At 44.4% G+C, this 26,019-nt stretch carries 23 protein-coding genes; 7 read left to right on the forward strand and 16 right to left on the reverse strand.

Translation table 11 applies throughout. The features are described from left to right. Window positions 1-736 precede the first annotated feature (736 nt). Window positions 737-2,161, reverse strand: a complete 1,425-nt coding sequence (locus NSS82_RS25330) for a class I SAM-dependent rRNA methyltransferase (RefSeq protein WP_076272667.1) — start codon at window positions 2,159-2,161, stop codon at window positions 737-739. A gap of 99 nt (window positions 2,162-2,260) precedes the next feature. On the opposite strand from NSS82_RS25330, the gene NSS82_RS25335 reads away from it, so the two are divergent. Then, window positions 2,261-3,247 (forward strand): Na/Pi cotransporter family protein, encoded by a 987-nt coding sequence (locus tag NSS82_RS25335; RefSeq protein WP_038572907.1) that lies wholly within the window; start codon window positions 2,261-2,263, stop codon window positions 3,245-3,247. 54 nt (window positions 3,248-3,301) lie between these two features. Here the strand turns inward: NSS82_RS25335 and NSS82_RS25340 are convergent, their stop codons facing one another. The 4 genes from NSS82_RS25340 to NSS82_RS25355 form a co-directional block, all read right to left on the reverse strand. Beyond that, entirely contained in the window at window positions 3,302-4,132 is an 831-nt protein-coding gene (locus NSS82_RS25340) for an energy-coupling factor transporter transmembrane component T family protein (RefSeq protein WP_076272668.1), read from the reverse strand. Continuing rightward, window positions 4,129-5,835, reverse strand: coding sequence for an ABC transporter ATP-binding protein (locus tag NSS82_RS25345; protein WP_076272669.1), 1,707 nt, complete (start codon window positions 5,833-5,835; stop codon window positions 4,129-4,131). The genes NSS82_RS25340 and NSS82_RS25345 overlap by 4 nt, the downstream gene beginning before the upstream one ends. Window positions 5,836-5,917: 82 nt before the next feature. Then, the gene (locus tag NSS82_RS25350) at window positions 5,918-6,478 is read right to left on the reverse strand and encodes an ECF-type riboflavin transporter substrate-binding protein (protein ID WP_036683889.1); all 561 of its coding nucleotides are present in this window, start codon (window positions 6,476-6,478) and stop codon (window positions 5,918-5,920) included. Window positions 6,479-6,629: 151 nt separating this feature from the next. Continuing rightward, window positions 6,630-8,837: an Ig-like domain-containing protein gene (locus tag NSS82_RS25355; RefSeq protein WP_249267745.1), complete on the reverse strand. Its 2,208-nt coding sequence runs from the start codon at window positions 8,835-8,837 to the stop codon at window positions 6,630-6,632. A gap of 227 nt (window positions 8,838-9,064) precedes the next feature. Here NSS82_RS25355 and NSS82_RS25360 point away from each other — a divergent pair, with 227 nt between their 5' ends. Then, entirely contained in the window at window positions 9,065-9,799 is a 735-nt protein-coding gene (locus tag NSS82_RS25360; RefSeq protein WP_036683898.1) for an AzlC family ABC transporter permease, read from the forward strand. Further along, window positions 9,790-10,116 (forward strand): AzlD domain-containing protein, encoded by a 327-nt coding sequence (locus NSS82_RS25365; protein WP_036683900.1) that lies wholly within the window; start codon window positions 9,790-9,792, stop codon window positions 10,114-10,116. The genes NSS82_RS25360 and NSS82_RS25365 overlap by 10 nt, the downstream gene beginning before the upstream one ends. Before the next feature lie 340 nt (window positions 10,117-10,456). Here the strand turns inward: NSS82_RS25365 and mtaB are convergent, their stop codons facing one another. From mtaB to NSS82_RS25400, 7 genes are all read right to left on the reverse strand, one after another. Next, the gene (gene mtaB / locus NSS82_RS25370) at window positions 10,457-11,800 is read right to left on the reverse strand and encodes a tRNA (N(6)-L-threonylcarbamoyladenosine(37)-C(2))-methylthiotransferase MtaB (protein ID WP_038572916.1); all 1,344 of its coding nucleotides are present in this window, start codon (window positions 11,798-11,800) and stop codon (window positions 10,457-10,459) included. A gap of 3 nt (window positions 11,801-11,803) precedes the next feature. Then, complete coding sequence (locus NSS82_RS25375; RefSeq protein WP_076103752.1) at window positions 11,804-12,568, reverse strand: RsmE family RNA methyltransferase; 765 nt, start codon at window positions 12,566-12,568, stop codon at window positions 11,804-11,806. 179 nt (window positions 12,569-12,747) lie between these two features. Next, window positions 12,748-13,431 carry a site-2 protease family protein gene (locus tag NSS82_RS25380; protein ID WP_036683904.1) on the reverse strand — a complete coding sequence of 228 codons (684 nt, stop codon included), beginning with the start codon at window positions 13,429-13,431 and terminating at the stop codon, window positions 12,748-12,750. Window positions 13,432-13,433: 2 nt separating this feature from the next. Further along, on the reverse strand, window positions 13,434-14,486 hold the full coding sequence (gene prmA, locus NSS82_RS25385) for a 50S ribosomal protein L11 methyltransferase (protein ID WP_076272670.1): 1,053 nt from the start codon (window positions 14,484-14,486) through the stop codon (window positions 13,434-13,436). Between the two features lie 145 nt (window positions 14,487-14,631). After that, entirely contained in the window at window positions 14,632-15,210 is a 579-nt protein-coding gene (locus NSS82_RS25390) for a DNA-3-methyladenine glycosylase I (RefSeq protein ID WP_036683910.1), read from the reverse strand. A 104-nt stretch (window positions 15,211-15,314) separates the two neighbouring features. Beyond that, window positions 15,315-16,991, reverse strand: a complete 1,677-nt coding sequence (locus tag NSS82_RS25395; RefSeq protein WP_143761258.1) for a DUF4179 domain-containing protein — start codon at window positions 16,989-16,991, stop codon at window positions 15,315-15,317. Next, window positions 16,951-17,511, reverse strand: coding sequence for an RNA polymerase sigma factor (locus NSS82_RS25400; protein WP_036683913.1), 561 nt, complete (start codon window positions 17,509-17,511; stop codon window positions 16,951-16,953). The genes NSS82_RS25395 and NSS82_RS25400 overlap by 41 nt, the downstream gene beginning before the upstream one ends. 154 nt (window positions 17,512-17,665) lie before the next feature. Between NSS82_RS25400 and NSS82_RS25405 the strand changes: the two genes are divergently transcribed. The 3 genes from NSS82_RS25405 to NSS82_RS25415 all read left to right on the forward strand — a co-directional run bounded on the left by NSS82_RS25405 (window position 17,666) and on the right by NSS82_RS25415 (window position 18,244). Next, window positions 17,666-17,842 carry a hypothetical protein gene (locus tag NSS82_RS25405; RefSeq protein WP_155986568.1) on the forward strand — a complete coding sequence of 59 codons (177 nt, stop codon included), beginning with the start codon at window positions 17,666-17,668 and terminating at the stop codon, window positions 17,840-17,842. 79 nt (window positions 17,843-17,921) lie between these two features. Then, on the forward strand, window positions 17,922-18,119 hold the full coding sequence (locus tag NSS82_RS25410) for a hypothetical protein (RefSeq protein WP_341109906.1): 198 nt from the start codon (window positions 17,922-17,924) through the stop codon (window positions 18,117-18,119). Continuing rightward, complete coding sequence (locus tag NSS82_RS25415; RefSeq protein ID WP_268748658.1) at window positions 18,116-18,244, forward strand: hypothetical protein; 129 nt, start codon at window positions 18,116-18,118, stop codon at window positions 18,242-18,244. Before NSS82_RS25410 ends, NSS82_RS25415 begins: the two co-directional genes overlap by 4 nt. Window positions 18,245-18,331: 87 nt before the next feature. Here NSS82_RS25415 and NSS82_RS25420 read toward each other — a convergent pair whose 3' ends face one another. The 4 genes from NSS82_RS25420 to NSS82_RS25435 all read right to left on the reverse strand — a co-directional run bounded on the left by NSS82_RS25420 (window position 18,332) and on the right by NSS82_RS25435 (window position 21,044). Beyond that, window positions 18,332-19,243 (reverse strand): methyl-accepting chemotaxis protein, encoded by a 912-nt coding sequence (locus tag NSS82_RS25420; protein ID WP_076272671.1) that lies wholly within the window; start codon window positions 19,241-19,243, stop codon window positions 18,332-18,334. A gap of 756 nt (window positions 19,244-19,999) precedes the next feature. Continuing rightward, complete coding sequence (locus NSS82_RS25425) at window positions 20,000-20,371, reverse strand: hypothetical protein (protein ID WP_076272672.1); 372 nt, start codon at window positions 20,369-20,371, stop codon at window positions 20,000-20,002. Between the two features lie 97 nt (window positions 20,372-20,468). Next, on the reverse strand, window positions 20,469-20,648 hold the full coding sequence (locus NSS82_RS25430) for a YfhD family protein (protein WP_036683923.1): 180 nt from the start codon (window positions 20,646-20,648) through the stop codon (window positions 20,469-20,471). Between the two features lie 36 nt (window positions 20,649-20,684). Beyond that, window positions 20,685-21,044, reverse strand: a complete 360-nt coding sequence (locus tag NSS82_RS25435) for a hypothetical protein (RefSeq protein ID WP_036683926.1) — start codon at window positions 21,042-21,044, stop codon at window positions 20,685-20,687. Window positions 21,045-21,329: 285 nt separating this feature from the next. Here NSS82_RS25435 and NSS82_RS25440 point away from each other — a divergent pair, with 285 nt between their 5' ends. Then, complete coding sequence (locus NSS82_RS25440; RefSeq protein ID WP_081386610.1) at window positions 21,330-25,898, forward strand: S8 family serine peptidase; 4,569 nt, start codon at window positions 21,330-21,332, stop codon at window positions 25,896-25,898. The last annotated feature ends 121 nt before the right edge of the window (window positions 25,899-26,019 follow it).

Consider the following 26,019-nt stretch of genomic DNA (forward strand, 5'->3'; position numbering starts at 1 on the left):
TGATAGACTCCTTCCGTAGCGGAGAAAATATATAAATTACAAGGTGAAATATCCACCTATTGATTACACTCCAATTAAAAAAGTTCAGTGATTCCTCGTCCCTTCAGTATATCATAACCACACTAATCGGAACATGTGTTTGCTAGTATTTTCTAATGTTTTACAAAGGATAAACAACTACGAGTACAAATATAAAAAAGCAAACCTCCGGATTTTGGCGGCTTGCTTTTTAGAGTATTTAGTTTGTTTTTAATGCCAGATGTGCAACGTTAGATTAGAGCTGCCAATGTCGGAGCATAGGGTCAATGTTAGACTGTTCGGTGTTCGGTGTTCGGTGTTCAGTGCTCAACGTTCAGCGTCCAGCATCCAGCGTCCAGCATCCAGCGTTCGTCATTCGGCATTCGGCATTCGGCGTTCAAATTGCACATTTTCGGCTAGGCTTGTTTCATTAATTACTTACGGACCCAGGAGCCGTTATTCGTGGATTCAGTGCTGTTTTGGCAACTTTTCGGACCCCATTGACGCTATTCTTCGAAAATGTGTTGCATTACGGGTGTTTTAAGAGCAATAGCGCCTTTGGGGTCCGTAAGAATTCAATAATAGGCTGTTTACGCTAAATAGAGTCATCTGAGTCCGTTGGCAACTACTTGCCTTACAGTCGACTCACGGCCACCCTACGTCCAGCCCTTTTATCCTATTTGTTACTTGGCACTGTAAACCTTTTTGACCTTCAGGCTTATTTTTTACTCCGCACTTCAAAAATCGCAAACTTCAGATAGTGTCCTTCATTAACGCCAAGTATTTGTGGGTGGTCTTTGCCTGCGGCCCGCCATTCCACAAGTCTCAACACCTTGCCAGCATCTTTAGCTGCATCGGCAATCGTTTCGAGGAACAGATCTGGCTGCATATGGTAAGAACAGCTTGCGGTAACCAAATAGCCGCCTTCGTTCACCAGCTTCATCCCGTGCAGATTGATATCCTTGTAACCACGGCAAGCGCCAGCTACTGCACTTTTGGTTTTGGCAAACGCCGGAGGGTCCAGGATGACTACATCCCAAGTTCTTCCTCCACCTGCTGTCATCGGCTTGGATGTGTCGGTTTTGGCTGTTTTGCCTCCGGATTTAGGATTTGCAGCTGCTGCTGCTGCCTCTGTTCCACTTGCAACTGTCGCCCGTTCAGAACGTTCCTCTAGTCCTTTAACCTGATTCCGTAAATATGCAAAAGCATCATCCACTACGAATTCAACACGATCGCTAAAGCCGTTCAGCTCCACATTCACTTTGGCACTCTCAATGGCATGCGCTGAAACATCGAGGCAGGTTACTTTTTTCGCGCCATACTTGCAGGCATGCAGCGTGAAGCTGCCCGTATGTGAGAAGCATTCCAGCACTGTCGCACCGTCCCAATAAGGGAACGTTACATGTTTACCGCTCTTATTAACTGGCAAGGTCTGTAGCGAACCCTCCTCAGTTTCGATTTCCTGCAGCGTAATGCCGCTTCGTCCCCCCCAACCTTTCATGAGCGGAGCAATAGAAGCTCTATTCTCACGTTGGTCAAAGAAGTAGCCAGTCTTCTGGCCTTCTTCAATATCAACGACCAGCTTCAGGCCATTCTCACTCACAGTTACATGCCGTGGACACTCCCCATACAGCAAACCCGTTGTCTGCTCCATACCTTCAAGCTCGCGCACACTAACATCACTGCGCTCATAGATTCCGCGCGGTGCCATAACCTGCACCAATGCTTCGACGATTTCTGCACGCCGCTTGTCCATTCCGAGCGTAAGCAGCTGCACAACCAAAATATCTCCGAATCGATCTACAATAAGCCCCGGCAAAAAGTCCGCTTCACCATAAACTAAGCGATAAGCATCCGCACCCGGAAGGAACCGATTTCTGTGTTGCTGACAATTCGCAAACCGTTCTGCAAAAAAGGCTGTGTCCATGATCGCAAGGGGTCCCTGTGATACAATTCTTACCCGAATCTGTGACGCTGGATTGTAATATCCCACGGCCAAAAATCGGCCCTGATGATTAAGGACATCTACTAATCCCCCCGCTTCCGGATTTCCTTCTACCGATGCGACTTCACCTGCATAGACCCATGGATGGCCCTGTTCCAGTCTTTTTTTGCGATTGCGTTCTAAAATAACCGATGGCAATGACTTCAACTCCCTGTTTTTCTAAAAATGTTTTTATACATGTCCCATGCAATACATTCATATATTGGTGTACAACCCTCGTCCAAAGGAGTATGCCCTATGTTCAGTGATTTGCTGTTCCCTATCATATATGGTCTTGTTATCTTTCTAGCCGGCATGAAGCTGATGGAAACGGCGTTGTCCAAGCTAGCAGGCCCTCTATTAACTACAAGTCTAAATAGAGCTACCTCAACACCTATTAAAGGAATGATTGCCAGCAGCCTGTTGTCCGCCTTACTCCAGAGCAGTACTGCTGTAACGGTGTTGACTATCGGCATGGTCAATGCCGGCCTGCTCACCTATGCCCGCACACTTGGCATTATCTTGGGCAGCAACATCGGCACCACATTAACTACAGAATTGATCGGACTTCAGATCAATACCATGGCCACGCCCTTGCTGGCAGCCTCGCTCAGTCTGTGGGCAGCGGCAGTTATTGCAGGCGAACTGCCGCCTACATCGCGAGTGGCAGAGCTCTGCCACAAAATATCCCCGCCACTGCAATTTATCAGTCTGGCTGTATCAGGCTTCGCCCTCGTCCTATGGGGGATCGCTGTCATGCAGTCTATCGGCGGAACACTTCAGGAAAGTGGCTTATTCCTCTGGTTCCTAAACCATGCCGCTACAAGTGCCCTATGGGGGCTCGCCGCTGGAGCGTGCCTAACAGCCCTGCTCCATAGCAGCGCTGCTGTCATAGCTATGGCTATGAGCATTGCCGCCTCGGGTGCCATGCCGCCTGAGCTAGGTATAGCCATTGTGCTGGGCGCCAACGTAGGCACCTGTGTCACAGCGGTCATCGCTTCCATCGGCGGCACGCCATCCGGCGTCTTCGTCGCTTGGTCCCATGTTGCGCTTAATGTAGGCGGTGCACTACTATTCTTGCCCATGATCGGGCTGCTACAAGCAAGTGCAGCATGGATTGGTGGAGGCCCTGCTTCACAAATCGCCCACGCCCAGACCATTTTCAACGTAGTCTGCTCACTTCTAGCACTGCCATTATGTTACCTGCCTATATGGACAAAACTGGAAAAACGTCTTCAGTCTTAGCTTAAAGGTACCGTTTTTTTATACCCCAGCTTTCCACAACTGTACTATTATACTTCAATCGAAAATATTATAAAACCGCGAACCGTCGTAAAAAGTGATCACCGTCGAGAAAATTCCAATCAGCGCAAACAAAGCCAATGCAAAATAATCGTCTCTCGTGAACGGGCGACTGCTATACCAAGTTCGTTTTGTCTCAGTGCCAAAGCCGCGCAGCTCCATAGCGGTACTGATATTTTCAATTCGCTCGATACTAGTCAAAATTAGGGGCATCAGAATCGAAATGATATTTTTTAGCCGCTTAGGCAGCTTTTCTTTTCTGGAAAGATCTATTCCCCTTGCTTGAGCAGAAAACGATATATTCTCATAATCTCGTTGAATATCCGGAATGTACCGCAGAGCCAGCGATACAGAATATGCAATTTTATAGTTCACTCCAACTCTGTTTAAGGATGCTGCAAATTCACTGGGATGGGTCGTTAGAAGAAACAATAGTGCCATTGGAATGACCACTGCATATTTGAGGGCAATATTGAATTGATAGAATAGCTGCTCCCAAGTTAACGTATACCGGCCTGCAATGTGCATAATATCATGACGTGTACCGTAAACACGTACGCCCTCCAAAGGAGAAAAGATAAAGATAGCTATATGATTAAGCAAAAAGAAAATCAAGATGAAATATAATACGAAAGCATAATCCTGAAATTGGACTTTGGAAATTCTAAAGGCAAGCAAACTAAATAACAGCATCACAATTAGACATCTTGTATCATATGTAATCATCCCCGTCACAGACCACACTACAAATAAAATCAACTTAGTAGCGCCGGTAAGACGGTGAATAGGTGAATCCTGCTTCGTAAATGTTAACATTTTGGCCTTCATCCGCCTCGGCTCCTCCTATCATACGCAATGAACCTTCTAACGAACTCCTCAGGTTGTTTCAGTTCAGCTTTTACAGCTAGGGCAAAAAGCGAGGTTTCTTTCAAGTTCGCTTTTTTTACCACATCAGTATTCGTTAATATTCTCTCAGGGCTATCATCCGCAAGCTTCACGCCATCAGCTAACACTATAGCTCTATCGGCATATTCCAGCATCAAGTGCATATCATGCGTGATCATAATGACCGTCATCCCCTGCCCCCGCAGCATCAAGAGAAATTCCATCATTTCGTTATAATGCCTGTAATCCTGAGCAGCAGTCGGCTCATCCAAAATGATCACTTCCGGCTCCAGTACCAGAATGGCGGCAATCGTGACCCGTTTCTTCTGGCCATAACTAAGCGCCGAGATAGGCCAGCTGCGAAAAACATAAAGTCCGCACACCTTCAAGAGTTGATGGACACGTTCACGAACTAGCTCCTCAGAGCAACCTCGGAGTCTAAGTCCTAGAGCGACCTCGTCATATAAAAGTGTCTTAGAAATCATATGATTGGGATTTTGCATGACAAAACCGATCCGCTCTGCCCGCTCCTTAATCGTGTCCTGAGCAATATCGCGCCCATGCATCCGTATTGATCCGAAAGTAGGTTTATAGAAGCCACAAATAAGCTTGGAAACTGTAGATTTTCCAGCTCCATTTCGCCCCGCTATACAGACCATCTCTCCTTTATGAACACAGAGATTGAGCTTATCTAGCACCTGCTGATTTTTTTCGTATCCAAAAGAAATATCGCTAAGCTCGAGGATGGGTGGGCTATCCAGCTTATCCTGCCGTGCCTGATTGCACTCATACCAGATCTTAAGTTTATTAGAACACGCCTCCAACTGTATATCGTTCATATGCTGCGGATTCATATTTTCTGTAATCGAACATCCGGCATACTTTAAAGCCGTTAAATAGAGAGGTTCCCGAATGCCAACTTCTGAAAGTAGGGTTGTGCTCAACAGTTCTGCAGCCGGCATATCCGCCACAATACATCCTTCATGGATCACAATAATACGATCCACTGCCCGATGCAGCACCTCTTCAAGACGATGCTCGATCATAATAACGGTTTTACCTGTCTCTTTATGCACTCGATCAATAAGCTCAATCGCTTTTATACCGGTATAAGGATCTAAGCTTGCCAGCGGTTCATCAAAGAGCAGGATGTCCACATCACCTACCAGAACACCTGCCAAGGTCGTTTTTTGCTTTTGTCCACCCGATAACTCTTGAGGAGAAGAAGCCAGAAATTCGTGGATATCCACCGCTCTTGCGGCAGCCGCCACTTTACTCTTCATTTCTGTCTGCTGAACCACATGGTTCTCTAGACTGAAGGCGATATCCTCACCAACCGTTAATCCTACAAATTGTCCATCCGGGTCCTGCAATACAGTACCCACCTGATTGGACAGCTCTGCAATACTCAGATCCTTCTGCTCCTGGCCCATAATCCGTAATGAACCTGATATTTCCCCACTGTAAGCAAAAGGAATGAGACCATTAATACAATGAGCAAGTGTACTTTTCCCAGAACCTGAAGGCCCCACGATAAGCACCTTTTCCCCTTCAACATTCGTTAAGTTGATCCCCTGCAGTGTGGGTTCCTGCTGCGCCCGATATTGAAAGCTGAAATCCTTAAATTCAATCATTACTTTTTTCATCCGAGACCTTCCTCTGGGTTAATGTGAAGAGAAAAAAGCCGGTGATTTCCACCGGCTTTTTTAGCTTGGATTTGTATTCCACTCAAGCTTCTCTAGTTAAGCTGCCCTGTTTCGTTCTTGTCTTAGCATACGCAATGGCTAGTAAAGATCCGATCACTGCCACCGAAGCTATATTTAATGCACCTGCGGTCAGTCCTTGCGTAAATACTTTATTTACGGGTTCTGCATAGATCAGAATATCCAACACCGGGGCTACAAGGAACCATGCTACAGCATTCGCTGCAATCTGAGCCAGATTAAAGCGTATTATTTCCTTTCGTCCGAATTCCCCGTCATGAATAGCGATTCTAGCTACTAACAAGCCAATAACCAGCCCTACAATGCCAGATGATATGACCCAACTGAACCATGGCGATCCATAAGATATCGTATCCTTCAGGGTATGCCCGATCAGGCCTATAAATAATCCGGCAAACGGACCGTACAATAGGGAGAACAATGCCAGTAATGCGTATGTAGTCTCGATGTTAGTGTTTGGAATACCCGAAGGAATCGAGCCGAATCTCCCCAATATAACGAATAAAGCAGAACCAATACCAATCGCTACAATCGTCTTGATCGACAACACCTTTTGTTTTGCCATGTTCTCATCTCCCCCAACGCATCTATTATGTTTTATGTGATTATACATCGGAATAGTCGGAATTACTATAGAATCCAAATAAAAAAATCTGCAAAGCAACATAATGTTGGCTTTGCAGATTCATAGTTGATTATTCAGATCCTATTTTCTATTACTTCACTGTCACTGATACTGTAACTGTCTTGCCGCCTAGCTTTCCTTTAATGGATGTCGTTCCTTTACTCACAGCTACAATCTGACCGCTAGCAGATACTCTCGCTACAGAAGGCTTGGAGCTGGTCCATACCGCACTTCCAGTAACAACAGCAGTCTTACCAGTATCATACTGTGCAGTCACGACTACATTCTGAACGGCTCCCGGAGCCATTTTCAGTCTGCTTTCATTAACGGTTAGCTTTGTCAGTTTAGGAACTACAGTAATTTTGACACTAGCAGCAATCCCTTGGTAAGATCCTGTCAGCGTAGCAGTACCTTCTGTTACTGCTTTAACGGATGTAGCTTTAACCGTAGCAACCGCCTCATTCGAGGACTGCCAATTCATACTGCTGGAGACATTCCCCGTTTTACCATTAGAATAATAAGCCGTTACCTTTATCGCTTTAGAGCCTTTAATGTTCATTTCGATAGCAGTAGGTTCTACAACAAGCTTAGTAACCTTTTGTTCAATGGTAACTGGGATACTGATGGTTTTATTAGCGTAAGTTCCCTTTAAAGTAGCAGAACCCTTCACCAGTCCTTTGATTACCTTACCGGAAGTTGTTGTCTTGATAATCGCATTCGTACCGGTAAGCTCCCATTCCATAGTTCCAGTAGCATCAAGTTCACTGCCGTTTTCCATCACAGCTTTCACTTCAGGAACAGCCTTCTCTTCACCAGTAACAATCACCAGATTTTCTTCTGGTCCAAGCAAGACAAGGACTTTATCTTTCACTGTAACCTTTACTTCAACACTTTTTTCTCTTACAGCTGTTTTTGAAGTCGTTGGGTTTTCTGATTTTATTTTACCGATAACCTTCACAATACCTGCCGATTCAGCTACAATTTTACCGTCTTTAATGGTGGCAATCTCATCATCCGCAGAGGTCCACTCGATATCACTGCTAAGATCTAGCTTTGTTCCGTCAAGCTTTGTACCGTTTACTTTTGGAAGGCTTACGGTGTCATCTGTGTAAAGCTCCAGTTCCGTCTTGTCGGCTTCCAGTTCTGTAATCGTAGGATAAACTGTCAGCTTAAAGCTTTTATTAATTCCTCTGTACTCTGCTTTAATAACCGAAGTTCCCACTGCTTTAGCAGTCACTGCCGCGGTATCGCTACCAGGCGTAACGGTTGCCGCCAATTGGTTATCCGAAGTCCATACTGCGCTGCCCGAAATATTCGGAGTAGAATTCGCAGCATCGCGAACCTCAGCCTTAACGTTCAGGGTTTCACCCATAAACAGGAATTGATCTCCTGTAGGAGTAAGTAGTAGCGCTTCATAAGGAGCACGTACATATACGTCTACAGTTTGTGTAATCCCCAGATAGGATACTGTAATTACAGCTTTACCAGCAGACAACACTTTGATCTCGCCTTTGTCTACTGTAGCTACACTAGCACTAGAAGAGGACCATTCCGCTTTCGCTGAAATATCATTTGCGCTGGATTTTGTAGTTTCTTTAGTCTCTGCAACCAATTTCAAAGGTGCATCTCCAACTAGCATCTCTAGTTCTTTAACGATTTTGTCGTCATGTTTAAGCTCAATTTCAGAATAAGGCAATTTCACTACAGCCTTAAAGGTTGCTGTTAAGGTCTTGTATTTGGCAGTGATCGTTGCTGTACCTTCACCAGCCAAAGTGATCTTACCTTCTGCAATGGTCAATACGCTTGTGTTGGAGCTGCTCCAAGTAGTATCAGCCGTTACATCCTTAGCAGAAGTCGCTGTTTCTCCACCAATCGCATTGGCTTTGACCAGCAGTTTATCCTCATCATCACCCAATTTGTAGTTCCCTTCAGAACTATATTCGAGCTTCAGTTCTTTAACAGGATGTGCTACCTCAACTTCAATGGTAGCAAGTGCATGATTATAAGTCGCTGTAATAATAGCTTTTCCACTGTCTATCGGAGTCAGCAGGCCATTTACTACCTTTACAGCGTTTGTGTTAGAAGAATTCCATACCACTGCACCTGTCACATCTCTTTTAGATGAGGACCCTTCCACATTCGCATATACCTTAAGTTGCTTTGGCGTTTGTCCAACCGTAAGCTCTACTTTAGCTGAGCTTTCGAATTCAATCGAGTTGATATCGCCGGTCGCTGCAAAGACACTTACCGGAAAAACCGCAGTAGCTAACAATATCATGATGAGGAGCATTTTCGTCATTTTCCTGTACACAGTCATTTGTTCTCTCCCTTAGGCTATAATGTCGTTCGGTGGTTTATCCCCACACTCTTTTACTTATATCGACAATTGTACCCTAAGTGTTTACCCCCTGGCTCTATAAAGCGAAATTCGGGACTTTCAGACTAGATAATACGGTAAAGGTTGATCAAAATATTAGGAAGTAATATGCTAACTACTAAATTCTTTCTTGAAACAAGGGGGCTACGATGAGTGCAGAGAACGTCCAACTAGAAGCAATCCCGTCTCCTAAACAGGAAGATAGCTTCCTTAAAGGGGTAAAAGATTGTATTCCCACACTACTAGGCTACTTAAGCATCGGACTTGCGGCAGGCGTTGTTCAAAAGACAGCCGGACTCAGCATTGCTGAGATTGCCTTAATCAGCTTGATTCTTTACGCGGGCTCAGCTCAGTTTATAGCTGCTGGAATGATAGCCGTTAGCAGCTCGCCTGCGGCCATTATCATTACGATATTTATCGTGAATCTTCGCCATATTTTGCTTAGTGCAGCTCTTTCTCCTTATTTCCGCCATCTTTCCCCACTGAGAAATATGCTGGTTGGTTCTTTATTGACTGATGAGACCTTTGGAGTTGCCATCAATCAAGCTTTGAATAAGCAGCAAATCAGTGAAAAATGGATGCACGGTCTAAATCTCACAGCATATTTAAATTGGTTTCTTGCGAATGTAGCGGGAGCTTTTTTAGCCCAGTGGATCTCAGACCCTGATCAATTCGGTTTGCAGTTTGCCTTACCTGCGATGTTTATTGGCATTCTTGTAATTTCCATGATTGACCGTAATAAAATCAAACTAGATTTGGTTGTCGCAATCCTTGCCGTAATCATAGCAGTAGGAAGCTCTTTCCTATTCTCCAGTAGTGTTGGAGTGATTATCGCTACAGTTATTGCGTCAACGATAGGGATGGTGTTTGAAAAATGGAAGTGAGATGGGATGTATTTCTGATCATTCTAGGAGCAGCTTTTGTGACCTTTATTCCCAGGGTGGTTCCGCTTATGATCCTTAGCCGGTTTGAATTGCCAGAATGGGGAATGCGCTGGTTAAATTATGTTCCTATCTCTGTTATGGCGGCATTAATAGGTCAGGAGATATTTTTGAATGATGGAAAATTTTCGTCTTTAGCTAATAACATTGAGCTTTTTGCGGCATTGCCTACTTTTTTGGTTGCGATAAAAACCCGGAGCTTGCTAGGCACTGTACTGGCGGGGATTGTTTCAATCATGATCCTACGGATGTTTTTTTGATCCACTTCTACGCGTATGAAGTCGCTATCGGACCCAGTTGACCTTATTCACAGCTTTATCCCACTTTTGGAACACTAACGGACCCCATAGTCGCTATTGCCATGAAAAACACCTATTATGAACCACTTTCTGAGGAATAGCTGCACTGGAGTCCGAAACTAAGCATAAAAGGCAAAAAAATTGCAAATAACGCCATCTGGGTCCGAAAGCATCAGGAGATTGTTATGAATTGGTGGTCTAGGCAGCAGCAACTAAAAAACAGAGCAGCCCTTCCCCACTAACGGAAAAATGGCTGCTCTGTTGTCTTTTTACTAATATCTATTTAACGGATATTTATTGCTTAACGAACAGCCTGCTGAAGCCCAGTCTGACTAACCCCGATCAACTCACCGCGGCATTCGTTCACGCCAGCTTCCGTTATCTTCACCTGACAAAGTTCTCCTTGGAGTGAATCTTCACCATCGAAGAACACCTGCAAATAGTTGTCGCTAAATCCATGCTGGATATTGCGCCCCGGAGCCCCTTTTGCGGCTCTTTCCGGAATAACACTTAATGTCTGACCTACAAATTTGCGAGCATAGGCTATTTGCATTTCTTCTGAAAGATCAATCAGTTCCTGCACGCGTACATTTTTGATTTCTTCGTCGATCTGATTCTCCATCCGCGCTGCTGGAGTGCCCGTCCGCTTGGAGTAAGGGAATACGTGCATCTCGGAGTAATTAATAGCTTTCATGAAGTCGTAGCCGGCACGGAACATTTCATCGGTCTCCCCCGGGAATCCAACGATAACATCCGTAGTAATCCCGACATCTGGCATCGCCTGACGGATCAGCTGCATTTTGGCGTAATATTCTTCTGTCGTATATTTACGGCGCATTGCTTTCAGCACATCATTATGTCCGGCTTGCAGCGGGATATGCAGATGACGGCACATTTTAGAGGAACGGTTCAGCACCTCCAGCAGCTTCTCATCGATCTGGCTGGCTTCGATAGAACTGATACGTACCCGCTCCAGTCCATCCACCTTATCTAGATCCCACAGCAAATCGGCTAGACGGTAATTATCAAGATCATCACCGTAACCACCGGTATGAATACCCGTGAGAACAAATTCTTTATACCCTGCTTCTACTAATTGATGCGCCTGGGTTACGATGCTTTTGGGATCACGGCTGCGGGAAAGTCCACGTGACCATGGAATGATGCAGAATGTGCAGAAGTTGTTGCAGCCATCCTGAATCTTCATAAAAGCACGCGTCCGATCCGCAAAGCCAGGTACATCCATCTCTTCGAATTCACGTGTCTTCATAATATTACGAACAGCGTTGACCGGCTGACGTGAGGCTTCAATGTTCTTCACATGCGTCATGATCTGATCGCGGTCCTGGTTACCAATAACAAGATCGACACCAGGAATATCAAGAATCTCACCAGGAGAGGTCTGTGCATAGCAGCCAGTAACCGCCACGATAGCCTCCGGATTGCGGCGAACGGCACGACGAATCATTTGACGGCTTTTTTTGTCACCTGTATTAGTTACAGTACAAGTATTAATCAGATATACATCGGCAGGTCCCTCGAAATCGACCTGCTCGTAACCTTCATTTTTGAATAGCTGCCAGATGGCTTCGGTGTCATAAAAATTCACTTTACAACCTAAAGTATAAAATGCTACGGATGGCATCTCTTAAGCTCCTCCCATTTCTCCAGATTCATATAAAATACAAGCAGCGGCAACCATGCCCGCTGTCTCACAGCGCAGAATACGCCGTCCTAGTCCTACGGAAACCGCACCAGCTTCTTCTGCCTTTTGGCATTCCTCTGGTGTAAAGCCCCCTTCAGGACCTACCACAATCAATACCTTCCCACCAGCCTGCGGTGAAAGCGAGGATAACCAAGGGGCAACACTGCTGCGAAGCTGCAAGCCTTCTTCTTTTTCATAACAAAAATAAATTGCATCATACTCACTAAAAGTCTGGAGCAGCTGCTTCCAGGATAACGGTGAGCCTACAGCCGGAACGATGTTCCGGTGTGCCTGCTCGGCAGCTTCTTTACAAATTTTACGCCAGCGGTCCAGCCGCTTACTTTCCTTGCGTTCATCGTACTGTACAATCGTGCGCTCCGACAGAAAAGGAATAAAACCAACGGCTCCAATTTCTGTACACTTTTGAATGATAATTTCCATCTTATCAGCCTTGGGTAAGCTCTGAGCCACTGTGATTTTTATCCGCGGTTCATGCGTCATCTCCAGGGTTTCCAAGATATTCACTGTCACTTCCCCAATTTCGATCTGAGCAATCTCCACTAACGCTTCACGGGAGACGCCATCGCTGACAATAAGCTTGTCCCCAGCCTTACCGCGCATCACTTTGGCAATATGCCTTGCATCTTCTCCGTCAATTCTAACGTTATCCGTACCAAACTGCTCCGGTGTAACAAAATATCGCTGCATCTCTTCATCATCCTGTTCATGAATTCAGTAAGAAGAAACGGTAAAGACGCCTTAATTAAGACGTCACCCGTTTCTTAGAGAAATATAACTATGGATCAGGCGAAATTTAACTATCCTATTTTTCAACAAATTACATAATACAATGTTTAAGCAGGGTTGACCAGACTTCAGTCCCTACCTTAGCTGCCAAACATTCTTAGGAATAGCTGCACAAATGTTCTCGACATTTCACTAGCCCAGTGGCCAAGAGGATCAATGGTATAGGTTCGTAACCCTGGAATAAACAGAATTAATAAAAAGATAAATACAGCCCATTGCTCAAATTGCTGTAATTTGCCCCGAATAGAGCGAGGGGCAATATCCTCCACAATCCGGTAGCCATCCAGCGGAGGCAATGGAATCAGATTGAATAAGAATAGAAAGAAGTTCCATTGAATAAAGGTGCCAAAGAACAAATACACTGCCTCTAATACGCGGTCATTGGAGATCGACTCTAATACACCAGTTGCCGCAAGCACCCCATATATTAAAGCACCAATAATCCCTAGTAACAGGTTACTGATTGGGCCCGCAGCAGACACAATGACTCCCATCAGACGGGGGCGGCTAAAGTTATCGCGGTTTACAGGAACCGGACGCGCCCACCCGAAACCAGCAACCAGCAGCAGTAAAATACCAAAAAAATCGAAGTGTACAGCAGGGTTAAGCGTCATGCGTCCTAATAATCTAGCGGTAGGGTCACCGAACTTATTGGCGAAATAAGCATGACTGAATTCATGTACTGTAAAAGCAATTAAAATCGTAATGAGCAGAAAAGGAAGCTGATCCAGATCTACACGTATTATACTTTGCAATATATCCATTTTTACCTCTTTCCGGCTGTAAATGCCACCCAATCTTCTTCACGGGATACTTCCATAATCTCAAAGCCGGACTCTTGTAGTGCGTTAGCCACAAGTCCTTCTTTATCCTTGTAAATACCAGAGGTAATATACAAGCCTCCTGGCTGAAGTGCACGATACACGTCATCCGTAAACAATACGATGATTTCTGCCAAAATATTCGCAACTACAATCTTCACTGGGAGTGTAACGCCAAGACTATCCTCTGTTACTTGCTCACCAGGTGTTCCCTCAAGAGTGTGACCCGGTCTAGCGGATGGCCACATTTCTCCAGCAGCTGTGTCAGCTACGCCTTCACCGCCTAGCAAGGAGAGCAGGTCGCTTTCTTTTACCGTAATGAACTTCTCAAGTTTGTTCAGTGCTACATTCTCGCGCGCACTTTCAACAGCTACCGGGTCCAAATCTAACGCCAGCACGGATTTCGCACCAAGCAGCATCGCACCTACAGCCAATATTCCTGAACCCGTACCGACATCGATCACTTCTTCGCCGCCGCTAATATTCTTTTCAAGCGCACGCAGGCACAAAGCTGTTGTAGGGTGAGTCCCTGTACCAAATGCCATACCAGGGTCCAGCTCAATGATTGCTTCATCTGGGCGCTCAGGCGTATATTCCTCCCAAGTTGGTTTAATCGTGAGACGATCCGATACCCTGAGCGGTTTAAAATATTGCTTCCAAGCATGCGCCCATTCGTCTTCATCTACGGTTTTCCAAGAAATCAGCGATTTGCCCGGATCAATACCGTACTCACGCAATTCTGCTACCCGTGGAGTCAGTTCTTCTATAACAGCATCCATATCCGTGGAATCGGCATAATAACCTTTGATTACCGCTTCCCCTTCTGGGATATCATTCAAGGGTTGGTCGTATAATTCACCGTAACGCGTATTCCGCTCTTTACTGAGTGTTCCGGATTCTTCAATAGAAACCCCACCCGCTCCTGCTTCATATAAAAAATTCGAAATCATTTCTTGTGCATCTTCTGTTGTATGTATCGTCACTTCATGCCATAACATCTTTATGTGATCCTCCTAAAGTTTTGTGAGCGTTAGCTTCATTGATTGACTTCGTGCAAAACTGGCTTCGTAAGCATAGACTTAGTTTTGTGAGCATTCGCTTCATAGTATAACATTTCTTCTTGGGGTAACGCCAAACTACAGATCAACGCTCTGCCATGCCCGTGCTACTCCTGCAAAAGCAATCGAGCGAATGATCATCTACCATCCCCGATGCCTGTATAAAAGCATAACATATGGTAGAGCCGACAAACTTCATGCCTCGCTTTTTTAATGCTTTACTCATTGCGTCAGACTGAGCCGTCGAAGCAGGGACATCCGCACGTGTCTTCCAATGGTTAATCGAAGGTGCACCCCCCACAAAACTCCAGAGATAATCTGCAAAGCTGCCTGTTTCCGCACTAATTTGCAAATATACGCTTGCATTACGAATGATAGAATCAATCTTTAAGCGATTTCTAATAATCCCGGGATCGTTCATCAGCTCAGCAATTTTCGGCTCATCATAATGCACAATCTTTTCCGGATCAAATCCATCAAATACCTCTCTGTAATGTGCCCGCTTTTTTAAGACGGTGTACCAGCTTAATCCTGCCTGCATGCCTTCGAGCATAAGTAATTCAAACAGCTTCCGGTCATCATACAGAGGTTTACCCCACTCTTCATCATGGTATGCGATATATAAAGGATCCTCATTAACCCAAGCACAGCGAGTGATTTCCATCCTTTTCTCTCCTTTACGCTAATCCTCCCTGAGTCCACTCAGCATCTACTCACTGTAAACGAAAAAAAGGGAAGAACACAAGGTTCCTCCCTAAAAAAAATTTTCTATGGCCGCAGCTGCACTCTTGTTTCTTTATCCGGATCGTCAGTCGTATAGAAGAATATATAAATAGAAGCTTCTGTACCTTTGAAACCCTTGTAAACATCAATGGCCTTATTGTTTCCATCCCCCGTGAAATTAACGGTCAGAGGTTTACCTAAAATACGCTCTTTCCCCAGTCCGATATGGGTCTGGTTAATTCCACCGAAGCGAGCATCTTCACTTTCAGTCTCTACATAAAGATCGGCACCCTGCATATAGTACGTCCATTTTACCGGATAACCACTAAGCTGCTGGATAAGCGTCTGTTTCTTATCAGATATATTCGTCAACAGAAGTGGTGTTTTTTCGTCCTTGTTAATTTTATAGCTGCCGTGCTGAGTCACCTTGTATTTAGCAACAAAGGTAATTGGCGTCTCTTCTGTGATTTCAAGGTCAACTGGCCGCTCAAAACGAAGCACTGTTAATTCCGGCTCACCTTCTGGAGATCTCCAGAAATTGCCCTCCAGCGTCTTGCCTGCTACTTCAAGAGTAGACTTTTGATACGGGAAATTGTTGCCTTTCTCTTTACTTCTAATGGCGATTCGAATTTGAGTAGGCGTCACTACCATTTTCTCCAGCGTGTAATTAGGTTCGCCCTCTTCTAGCGGCAGATTCAATGAAGTATTTATGGTTCCGCTCTCCATCTGCTTTTTGCTTAATTGAAGATCAAAAGCTAGTGGCCCCTCAACCTTTTTCTCTTGTTTCATGTACTGCAGCTTGTAATTCACTTCTCCGCTGGAAATATCAGCCGCCTTAAAATATTGCTGGGACGTATATTCCCCGTTTTCTCCCGGTGTACCGAAAGCACCTCCTGCCAGCGAATTTATGAGCGTTCCGTTTTTGTAAGCGACTATATTTGGAAAGGCCCATTCTTTTGTTTCTGGCTGATCAAAAATGATCGCTGAAGAGAATAATATTTTTTCTTGTCCTTGGGTAAAAGGTTTCACCTCTATGCTGCGCATCCCTTCCTGTCCAATAGGAAACTTTTGTGTCTCCTGCGATTGGATATCCAGCGGTAAATCTAACTCCTGTGTGCTAAAGGCTTGCAGATTATCTGCAACTAGTTGCACATTCACAGTATCCTTTTTCGGTGTCCAATCACTCTCGAAATATCCGTTGTAATGTTGATTTTTCTCATCCCATAACACATAACTGAACTCACTGGGACCATTCGCCCCATCTGCGCCCTTCAAAGTCATTCCTTTAACATTCCAATTTTCATTTTCCAAGCGTTCTCCTACATCCAAAGTGAATAAGATAACCGTCCGATTCTCATCCACAATCGCTGTATGTAGCTTCAGAGTTACTCCATCCTGTGTCACCGACTGGTTCAGTTGTTGTCCGAGATTTTGGGCCAGCGCTGCTTGAACGCCTCCTCTCCCATGGAGCAAATTATCCCAATCATAATGCACTGCCGCATATACGGGTGCCGCTGCAATAAGTACTGAAAATGAAGCAACCACAGCTATTTTACTCCAGTTTCTCCCTCTGTTCCCGCTACCATTGGCCATACGAAGTTGTAGGGGAGTCATTGTACTGTTTTCTTGCTCTAAACGTCCCCACATGCGTTCAAAATCTGGATAAGGCACGCCTTTATCTTCATTTAAACGATGCTCCAGCATATTTTCTAACTTTTTCAAAAGCTTCGCCCTCCTTTAGTTCAATTTGAACCCCAGCCTCCTGCAGGATTCTCCTCATTACCGTTAGTCCTTTATGCAGCCTAGATTTGGTCGTTCCAAGTGGAATGGACAGCAGATCCGAAATTTCAGCCAGACTGAAATCATGCATATACCTAAGTGTGAGCACCATCCTAAGTTTGATAGGGACCTGGCTCATATATTGCGCCCACTCGACCTCCGTCTCACGCTGCTCAATCTGCTGCTCCACAGCTGTTTCTGCCGTTTTATTAAAGAAATGAAGGTTGTCCGTTATCTTCTGTTGCAAGGTTCGTTTTCGTTTCAAATGATTGAGGCAATGGTTGACCGTTATTTTCATAATCCAAGCCTTGATATGCTCCACGTGCTCACGATTACTGCGAAATACGGTAATAAAGACATCCTGAGTCAAATCCTCTGCATCCGCCGCGTCATGCACCATATAGTAGCAAGTCCGGTATACATCTTTATTGTAGGTTTCAAATAACTCCCGGTTACTCTCCAAATCTTGCGCCCTCCTTTCTTGACTGAGATATCTATATGACAACCAATCCTTGGAAAAGGTTCGTTTTTCTGAGCATAAACTATCGCTACTCTTAAAGACATAGGGAAAATCAAACGGGCTTAATAATCTGAATGAAGCAAATGGAGGAAGGACAATGACTCTATTAACTACGGGTCCGATAGAAAACAATGTTAACTCAGAAAACAACACAAGACTTACACAACAGGTCACGGTCAAAATTGCTAATGGTAGCGGTCAGATTGCTTCCACAGTTCTGATCGAAGGCTACTACATGAATGAGAAAGAATTCAATATGTATGCGATCTGCTAGATGTGATGCCAAATCAAGTAATAACTAAAAATTATTTTGCGGATTTTGATACTTTCGAATTTTTTTCACAACTGCTAGTTTGCCAGATCATCCAATTCAACTCTCATTTTTGGGTAAAGACAGTGCAGAAAGATTAGTAGCCCCGCATCGATTAGTTACAGCAGAATTACTTGGGTATGATGGGGCAACTGGCGCGACAGGCGCTACTGGGGTGATGGGGCTAAAGGTGGGACTGGCTCTGATGGGGCGATTGGGGACACGGGAGTTACTGGAGTGACGGGAGCTACGGGCGCGACTGGAGTCACTGGCACGACTGGTGCTTCTGGTAACACCGGAGTTAACGGAGTCATCATAAATCATAGATATATGATTCCTACCTTGATTGTTAACAAAATCGGATAATACCAACAATTAAAAGGGTCTATCTCTCGCAAGTAGGAGACCGACCCTTTTTTGCTGATATTCAATCTATCAACATACATACTGCTGCTAGAGAATATCCATAACTTCACGCGCTTGTGTGTCGAGATTTTGTGCAGATGAAGCAATCTTCGAAAAATCCTCCAACGCCACCAGAACCTGCTGCTGACTATCTTCTATATTTTCTTGCACTTGATTTGTACCTATAGAGATCTTTCCAATTTCCAGCGTGATCGCATCCACACTATCCCGTACCTTTATGATCGAATCTTGTACCATGGAAGATAACTTACTTACTTCTTTTGCCACCACGTCAAAACCTCGGCCATACTCCCCGGCATGCGCTGCCTCAATAGCAGCATTTAGGGCTAATAATTGCGTTTGCGAAGCAATATCGCGAATCGTTTGCACGATGCTATGAATCGATACAGCTTGCTTTTCAAGATTAGCTAGAGTATGTGTATTTTCTATCGATACTTCGGCGATTTTGTTGATGCTTCGTAATAATTCTTGACTGCGCTCAATACCTAAATCTGCTCTTTGATTCAAGCTGTCTGCCATCTCTTGCATCCGTAGTACAACATTACTCATGTTGCTTTGTCTTTGGGTGATATTAGTTGCTATTTTAGATACTCCGATGACTTGTTCATTGCTTTCATCAAACACTGGCATGTAGGTGGCTTCAAGCCAAACCGCATTTCCTTTCGAATCCATTCGTTCGATCTTATCCTGAAAACTCTTCCCTGTAAAAAGATCCTGCCAAAACCGTTCGTAACCTGGGCTATCTGCGAAATGTGGAAAACAGAACTCTTTATGATGCATTCCGTACATTTCATCTTTTTTATATCCCATGGAATTTGCAAAAACCTCATTCACATAAGCAACTCGGCGATCAAGGTCAAACCGGATAATGGCTAAATTTCTTTCTAAAGATCTAACAACAAGCTCATCAGTAACTCCTTGAGAGTGTACCAGCCCCATTCTAATTCCCCCTGAAAAAATTCATTACTTGATTGGTCGTAGTTAGTATATTCGAACAATTATACATCCTTAATTTGTAGTGTGATATTAGCTATTTTACTTAAAATATTTATAACATCTGCAGACGTTAATATAATTGAAAATAATGATAATTAGGGAAAACTTCCCTAATGATGTGCAAGATTCGAAGGTTGATCTATCTTTTAGGGAAATACTCCCCAAAAACTCATGAAATCAGGCTTTTTCTATCTTTTCGAGCGTTTTTCAGGGAGGTTTTCCCTAATTAATCATTTTCCAACCTCAATCATGCCGAAAATTATATCCAATTCCAACAGAAATGCATCTACAGCTACGTCGACTATGAGACGCCCAAATTCTTCTTAGCGGTAGCCTTACTTATAAGCTAAAAGCTTGCCCTAATTTAGTTCATTTTTCTGATCTCATAACAAAAAAAACCAGCTGCAAATATCAGCTAGGGTTCAACTCTCAATTTCATTTTCAAATTCTATCATTCTCAATCCCGTTACTAATTTCAATTTTCAGATTCCAACCACAAATCAACTTTATTTTACCACTATTTCAGTCGTTCCCTCGTTACGAGCACGCAGCAAAATATGGCAGTTCATCCGAATCAAATGCACTCCAGCCAGGCTGCGGTGCAGTAAGCTACGTCTACCTTCGCTTCATGCAGCAGTTGTCTGCGACCTGTGCGAATATATTCCTTCTCCCATTGTACGTACAGTCAAAAGTATCTTATTAATTGGATTTATAATCTTTTATTTTAATCCCCAAAACCATATCCTTCTGATATGCGTCAGCTTGCTTCAAACCAATAATCCTTGGGTCTGAAGGGTAGTGACGTTCAAGATATAACAAAAATGCGTGATGAAACCTAATTTCAGCATCCAATTTATTCAGTTCGTTCGGATGATTCTCTAGTTCGGTTAATTCTGCTTCCCATCGATACAAATCGCTCGCCTCAGAGCGCTCCATACGAACCTTCTCTGTCAGCTCCCGCAACTCACAATAGGCCCGTTTTACTTTTGGAGAGTACAACTGCTTCTGGTTCAAATAGGTTAATAGTGCGATCAATAAGGCTAATCCTGTCCACAAAATAACGTTATCCATCTTCTCCCCCCACACTTAAGCTCTTCGCCCTAATTATACATGCCCAAACACAAAAATACCCCACAAAGTGAGGTATCCGCCTTAGCTTTTTTAGCTGCTATTCTTTCTTCATAATCTCATTCAGCTGACGTTTGTCCGCTTCTTGTGCGCGATCCTGAGCTTCAATATCATCAAGATCGGCTTCCGCCGCCGAGAATTCTACATCCTCTGCTTTAGCTTCGTATAACATTTTCAATTTCTCCGTCTTGGAGAAGATTTGTGAGTTTTCTCTATCCATTGTTCGTCTCCTTTCTTCTTATTAATGAAGTGCCGATCAGACCATCCCGCCTGCTTCTTCAATTAAGCGCAGAGCCTGATCGTAGGACTCCGTATGCACAATAACCGTAAGCAAAATATCTCTCCCCGTTGGACCTCCGTTACCACCATGACTCATTCCGCTAGAGCTGGTGTCCGCAGCTGCAAGTATGCCTGTGTGTGCGTGCTCAGCAGTCATGGAGTCCATTCTGGCCACATTGCCTGTCACCGGATTTACCCCTGAGCTAAAGCTGGTACCTCCATATCTACTGAAGCGATCAATGGAAACTTCAATGGCCCGAAGTGCACGAAGCTTGCGCGCGACGCCTTCGGCTTCCTCTGGACTTTTAAAATATGCCAAAATATATCTTTCCGACATCTTATCCCCGCTCTCGCTTGAAATTCAGATATCTGTTGCATTCATTTATATTGTCTTAATTTCACTTGTTTTATGCTCTGATTTTCTTATATTCCACTTATCTACTGGGAATTCGACATTTTCCTCAACGCTTCGCTGCAATATGGTACTAAAGTTGTATATTCGATTTGAAGTTATAGCTGTAGAATAAATTTAATTTTCATAATTTTTTACATTTTATATGGAGGAGGAGAACCACAGACACACAATGCAATACAAAAAATTCATTTGGGAGGATGAACTTATTTGAAACGTACCTTTAAACACTCTATTCAAAGATTTGGTATTGGAGCGGCAAGCTTCGGACTGGCTGTGTCTGTTCTTTTTCCATCAGCTGCATTTGCGAACTCATCCCTTGAATCTTCAACCCTGGTTACGGATGTACAGTCTCAAAGTGTGACCCCTCATAACTATGCTGGAGTACTCAAAGGTTCAGCACCAGTTTCAGTGATTGTGGAATTGACTAATAAACCAGTCAGTGTGTATGTAAATGAGGCAAAAACTTATTCTTTACGATCCTCAGTCTCCTCACAACGCAGTAAAATTATCTCAGAGCATAAAAGCTTTATTTCCTCAACACAGAAAATCGATGCCGATATCGGTTTTGAATACAGTGAGATTTTTAACGGGTATTCCATTACACTGCCAGCCAATCAAGTAAACAAGCTGTTAGAGCTTCCAGGCGTTGCGGCTATCTATCCAAATGAAGAAGTACATGCACTAGCAGACAGTGTTGAAGTGGCGACATTACCTGTTACACGTTCCTATTCAGACAGCGGTAAGCTAATAGGCGCGGACAAACTACATGATTTAGGTTACACAGGCAAAGATGTACAGGTAGCTGTTGTCGATACTGGTATTGATAAGAATCACCCTTTGCTAAAAGATAATTATAAAGGCGGCTATGATGTATATGATCAGGATGACGATCCGGCTGAAACAGCCCCTGATGCTAACTTCCCTCCAAGAGCAGGTACTCCTTACGAAACCTCGCATGGTACACACGTTGCCGGGACAATTTTAGATGTGGCACCTGAGGTAGAATTGTATGCATATCGCGTACTTGGTCCCTATGGATCTGGTTCCACAGCAGATGTAATTGCGGGTATTGAGAAAGCGGTCGATGACGGAGCAGATGTTATTAACCTTTCTCTAGGCTCTAGTGTCAACCAAAGCTATTCCGCGAGTTCAATCGCGATAGACAATACCGTAAAATCGGGCGTGAATGTTATTGTTGCCGCCGGTAACGCTGGACCGGATGCAGGAACACTGGGCGAACCCGCTGGTGCCCAACTCGCGCTTAGTGTTGGAGCTTCTACTACTCCGATAAATACCCCTTTCTTTGATATTGGCGATGTTAAAAAGATTCCCGGGACATTAGCCAGTTACTCCCCAGATTTAATCGATAATATTGCTGGCAGTAAGATCGTTTTCGCTGGTCTTGGGAGTCCTTCCGATTACAAAAATCTGGATGTCAAAGATAAGGTAGTGCTTGTTGATCGGGGCTCGCTGAGCTTCTCAGACAAATCTCTTAATGCCAAAGTTGCTGGTGCGAAGCTTTTGCTGATTGCCAATAATGAGCCTGGTGAAATCAGCCCCACCCTTGGTGCGCCTGGGGATTACATTCCTACCTACGGAATCAGTCAAGCCGATGGCAAAAAAATAAAAACTCAGATGGCTGCGGCTAAAGATATAATCAGTTACTATATAGCGCTTGAAGTAAATCAGTTAGCAAACTTCAGTTCTATGGGTCCGGGGATGCCAGATTATCTAATAAAACCTGATGTTGTAGCGCCCGGAGTCAATATCAACTCGACAGTCCCTAGCTGGGATGGGAACTATGACCATGCTTTCGGCTTAAAAAATGGCACTAGCATGGCAACCCCACATGTTGTAGGAGCTGTGGCTTTGTTACTGAGTAAAAACTCTGATCTGAAGCCAAATGAAATTAAAGCCCTGCTGATGAACAATGCTGATCCTATTTTTAAACGTGATGGGAATTCTTACTCCTTGTACCAACAAGGTGCAGGTTTAATTAATCTGGAGAAGTCGATAAACGCTAAATCCATTGCTAAAGTCGGTGAGATCCTTAACAGCGGTCTTCCGGGTACTGTTGAAATCCCTTATTACACAGGTTCCTTATCCTTCGGCTTACAGCCAAAGGGTGTTACCGTAACGAAAGCTGTCTATGTAGAGGACTTTAAAGGGAATGGAGAAACATACACCCTTTCCACCAAATGGCTGACAGAAGCTCCTAATGATATTAGTATTGATTTTGCACCACACAGCGTTACCTCAGGTGTAGATCAATATGCACAATTTACACTCAATGTATCTAAAACAGCAAAAGAGGGCGCATATGAAGGCATCCTGTTACTTACCTCTGATACAGAAACCCTTCGTCTGCCATTTAACGTTGTTGTAGGTGACCAATTTAATGTAGCACCTATTAATCAGCTTTCTTTTGAAAGTCCACAAATTTCACCTAATGGTGATGGTCGCTCAGACGACACCACCTTTACCTTTTCTGTCAATGAAGAGCTGGAAAGCATAAGTTTCGTTGCCTCTTCAAAAGATGCTCCTGCAACAGTTTTAGGTGAAGTTTATGCGATCGATGAGAAGATCTATCGTGGTGTATACGAAGTTCCAAATTGGGATGGAACATTAACAGACCTGGAGACCTCCGCCAAGTCTACTTTAGCAGATGGTCACTACTACATCATTCCCGTGCTTCCCAATGGGCAACTGCTCGAGAAACAAAAGGCCGAGTTCACAATTGATACCGAGAAGCCGCTAGTTTCCGGCATCACCATTGAGGAGTATGAACGTGAAGCGCCAACCGATCCTGGCGTGGCACAAATTAGTGGTTTCATTGATGATGACCTAATGGCCTATTATATTTCTAATACAAACCCTATTGGAAACTGGTTTACCGTATATGCCGAAGGCAAACATTATGATGGGAATGCTTATAAATTTGGCGGTGTGATTGCAAATAACGGTGCCTTTACCATTGATGTTCCTGTTAACGAGGGGCTAAATGAGTACAAAGTCCATGTGGTCGATAAAGTGGGGAATGGTGCAGACGACGATGATTACGTTCAGCGGCTGCTTTATAGCACAGGGGACGGTACTTTCACAGTAACTCCGGCTCTTTCTGCATCCACCATTGAAGTAGGACAATCTGTGACCGTTGATTTAGATTATTCCGTGACAGACGAGGTTTATGGCGTCTATGGGGCTTCATTCGGTGTCATATACGATAATTCCCTTGAAACACCGGTAATCCAGCCAAGCGTACAGCTGGTTACGTATCAAGAGGAGCATTTCTCTAGTGTTCCACTTACAGAATATTCACAAACGTATGACCTTGGAGACGGCCACAAACTGACACAATATAGTGTCAATCTGTCAGGAGGTGCTTATCACGGCTCTGGCTCACTAGCCCAAATAACCTTCGAACCAGCAACAGCAGGAGATTATTCCTTTGAGCTATATGATGTCCAGATTTGGAATGATGCCACAACATCAACTATCCCATCTGGTTTGAGAACAGTAAGTGTAACTGTAAGCACACCTGAAAAACCGACACCGACACCAACGCCAACGCCAACGCCAACACCAACGCCATCAGCAACACCGACACCATCAGCAACGCCAGATCCAACAGAAACGCCAACACCGACACCATCACCTACGTCTTCTCCATCTTCTGAGACCTATGTATCTACAGCAACCAGCACTCCCACTCCTGGACCTTCTTTGAAATCTGGGAAGCTAGTAGAGACAGCTGATCCAGCTGGTGGTAAACCTTCAACGGTGTTTAACATCTTAGATGCTGCATTAACAAATTCGATCCAGAATGCAAAAGATAAGACTTCTGTACTTGATCTTAGCGATGTGAATTTCAATAAGTATAGCCAAGTCGTTATTACTCTTACCCCGGCGCAAGCCGAACAGTTGAAGAAATCGGAGAATGCACTCAGCCTTAACAGTAGTGGGTTCAATGTTCTTATTCCAGCGGCAACCCTTCCGGATTTCATTAGCAGCAGTGGTCTGTTGCTTACGATAAGTCTGGCTGATGCTAGCGATACAGCAGTCTTATCAGGAAGCTCAGCTGCGATCAATATTGGTTCTTCCATTCTGACCATTAAAAATGGTTGGACAACCGGAAAGCCGATTACCCTTCAGCTTAATCTAAAAGACAGCAGTCTACGTGATGCTCGAAAAACTGCCGCCTATGCAGAAACAAAGGATCATAAATGGTCCTATCTGCAACCTGGATCTTTCTCTAAAGAAGGTATTCTACAGTTTACTGTTACTAGCGACGGCTCTTATAGCGTTGCATTCCGTAATGTAAGCTTCAAGGATATCGGCACTCACTGGGCTAAAGGCGATATCGAAGTTCTTGCTGCTCATGGTATCATTGCCGGCAAAGGAACCGATGGCAGCTTCAAGCCTACTGACACCTTAAATCAAGCGGAGCTACTAACGCTCTTCGACCGTCTACTTGGAAAAGGTGACACTTGGAATACTCGTATCAAACAAAGTGGTTCACGTGATGTGCTGACTCGCGAAGAAGCAGCTCTTATCATTGCTGAAGCTCTAGGTGCTGATCTTACAGTAGCTAAGACTCCTTTGAGCTTTAAGGATGCCGACAACATCGCTGCAGAAGCACGTAACGCCGTAGCCTATGCGGTAAGCAAAGGTTATCTCAAGGGCGTTGGCGCGGACAACTTCAATCCACAAGGCACTCTGACTCGTGCACAGGCAGCAACGATTCTGAGCCGCGTGTTCGAGGACCTACGTTCTTAAACAGTATCTAGTTGAACTCTCAAAGAAAGCCCCAGCAGCCATTTGGCTGCTGGGGCTTTCTCGCTTTAGGTCACATCTACGGCGCATACGAGGCAAGGCAACTATCGGACACAGTTGCACT

Source organism: Paenibacillus sp. FSL H7-0735, assembly GCF_038008505.1.
Lineage (GTDB): Bacteria > Bacillota > Bacilli > Paenibacillales > Paenibacillaceae > Paenibacillus_AQ > Paenibacillus_AQ odorifer.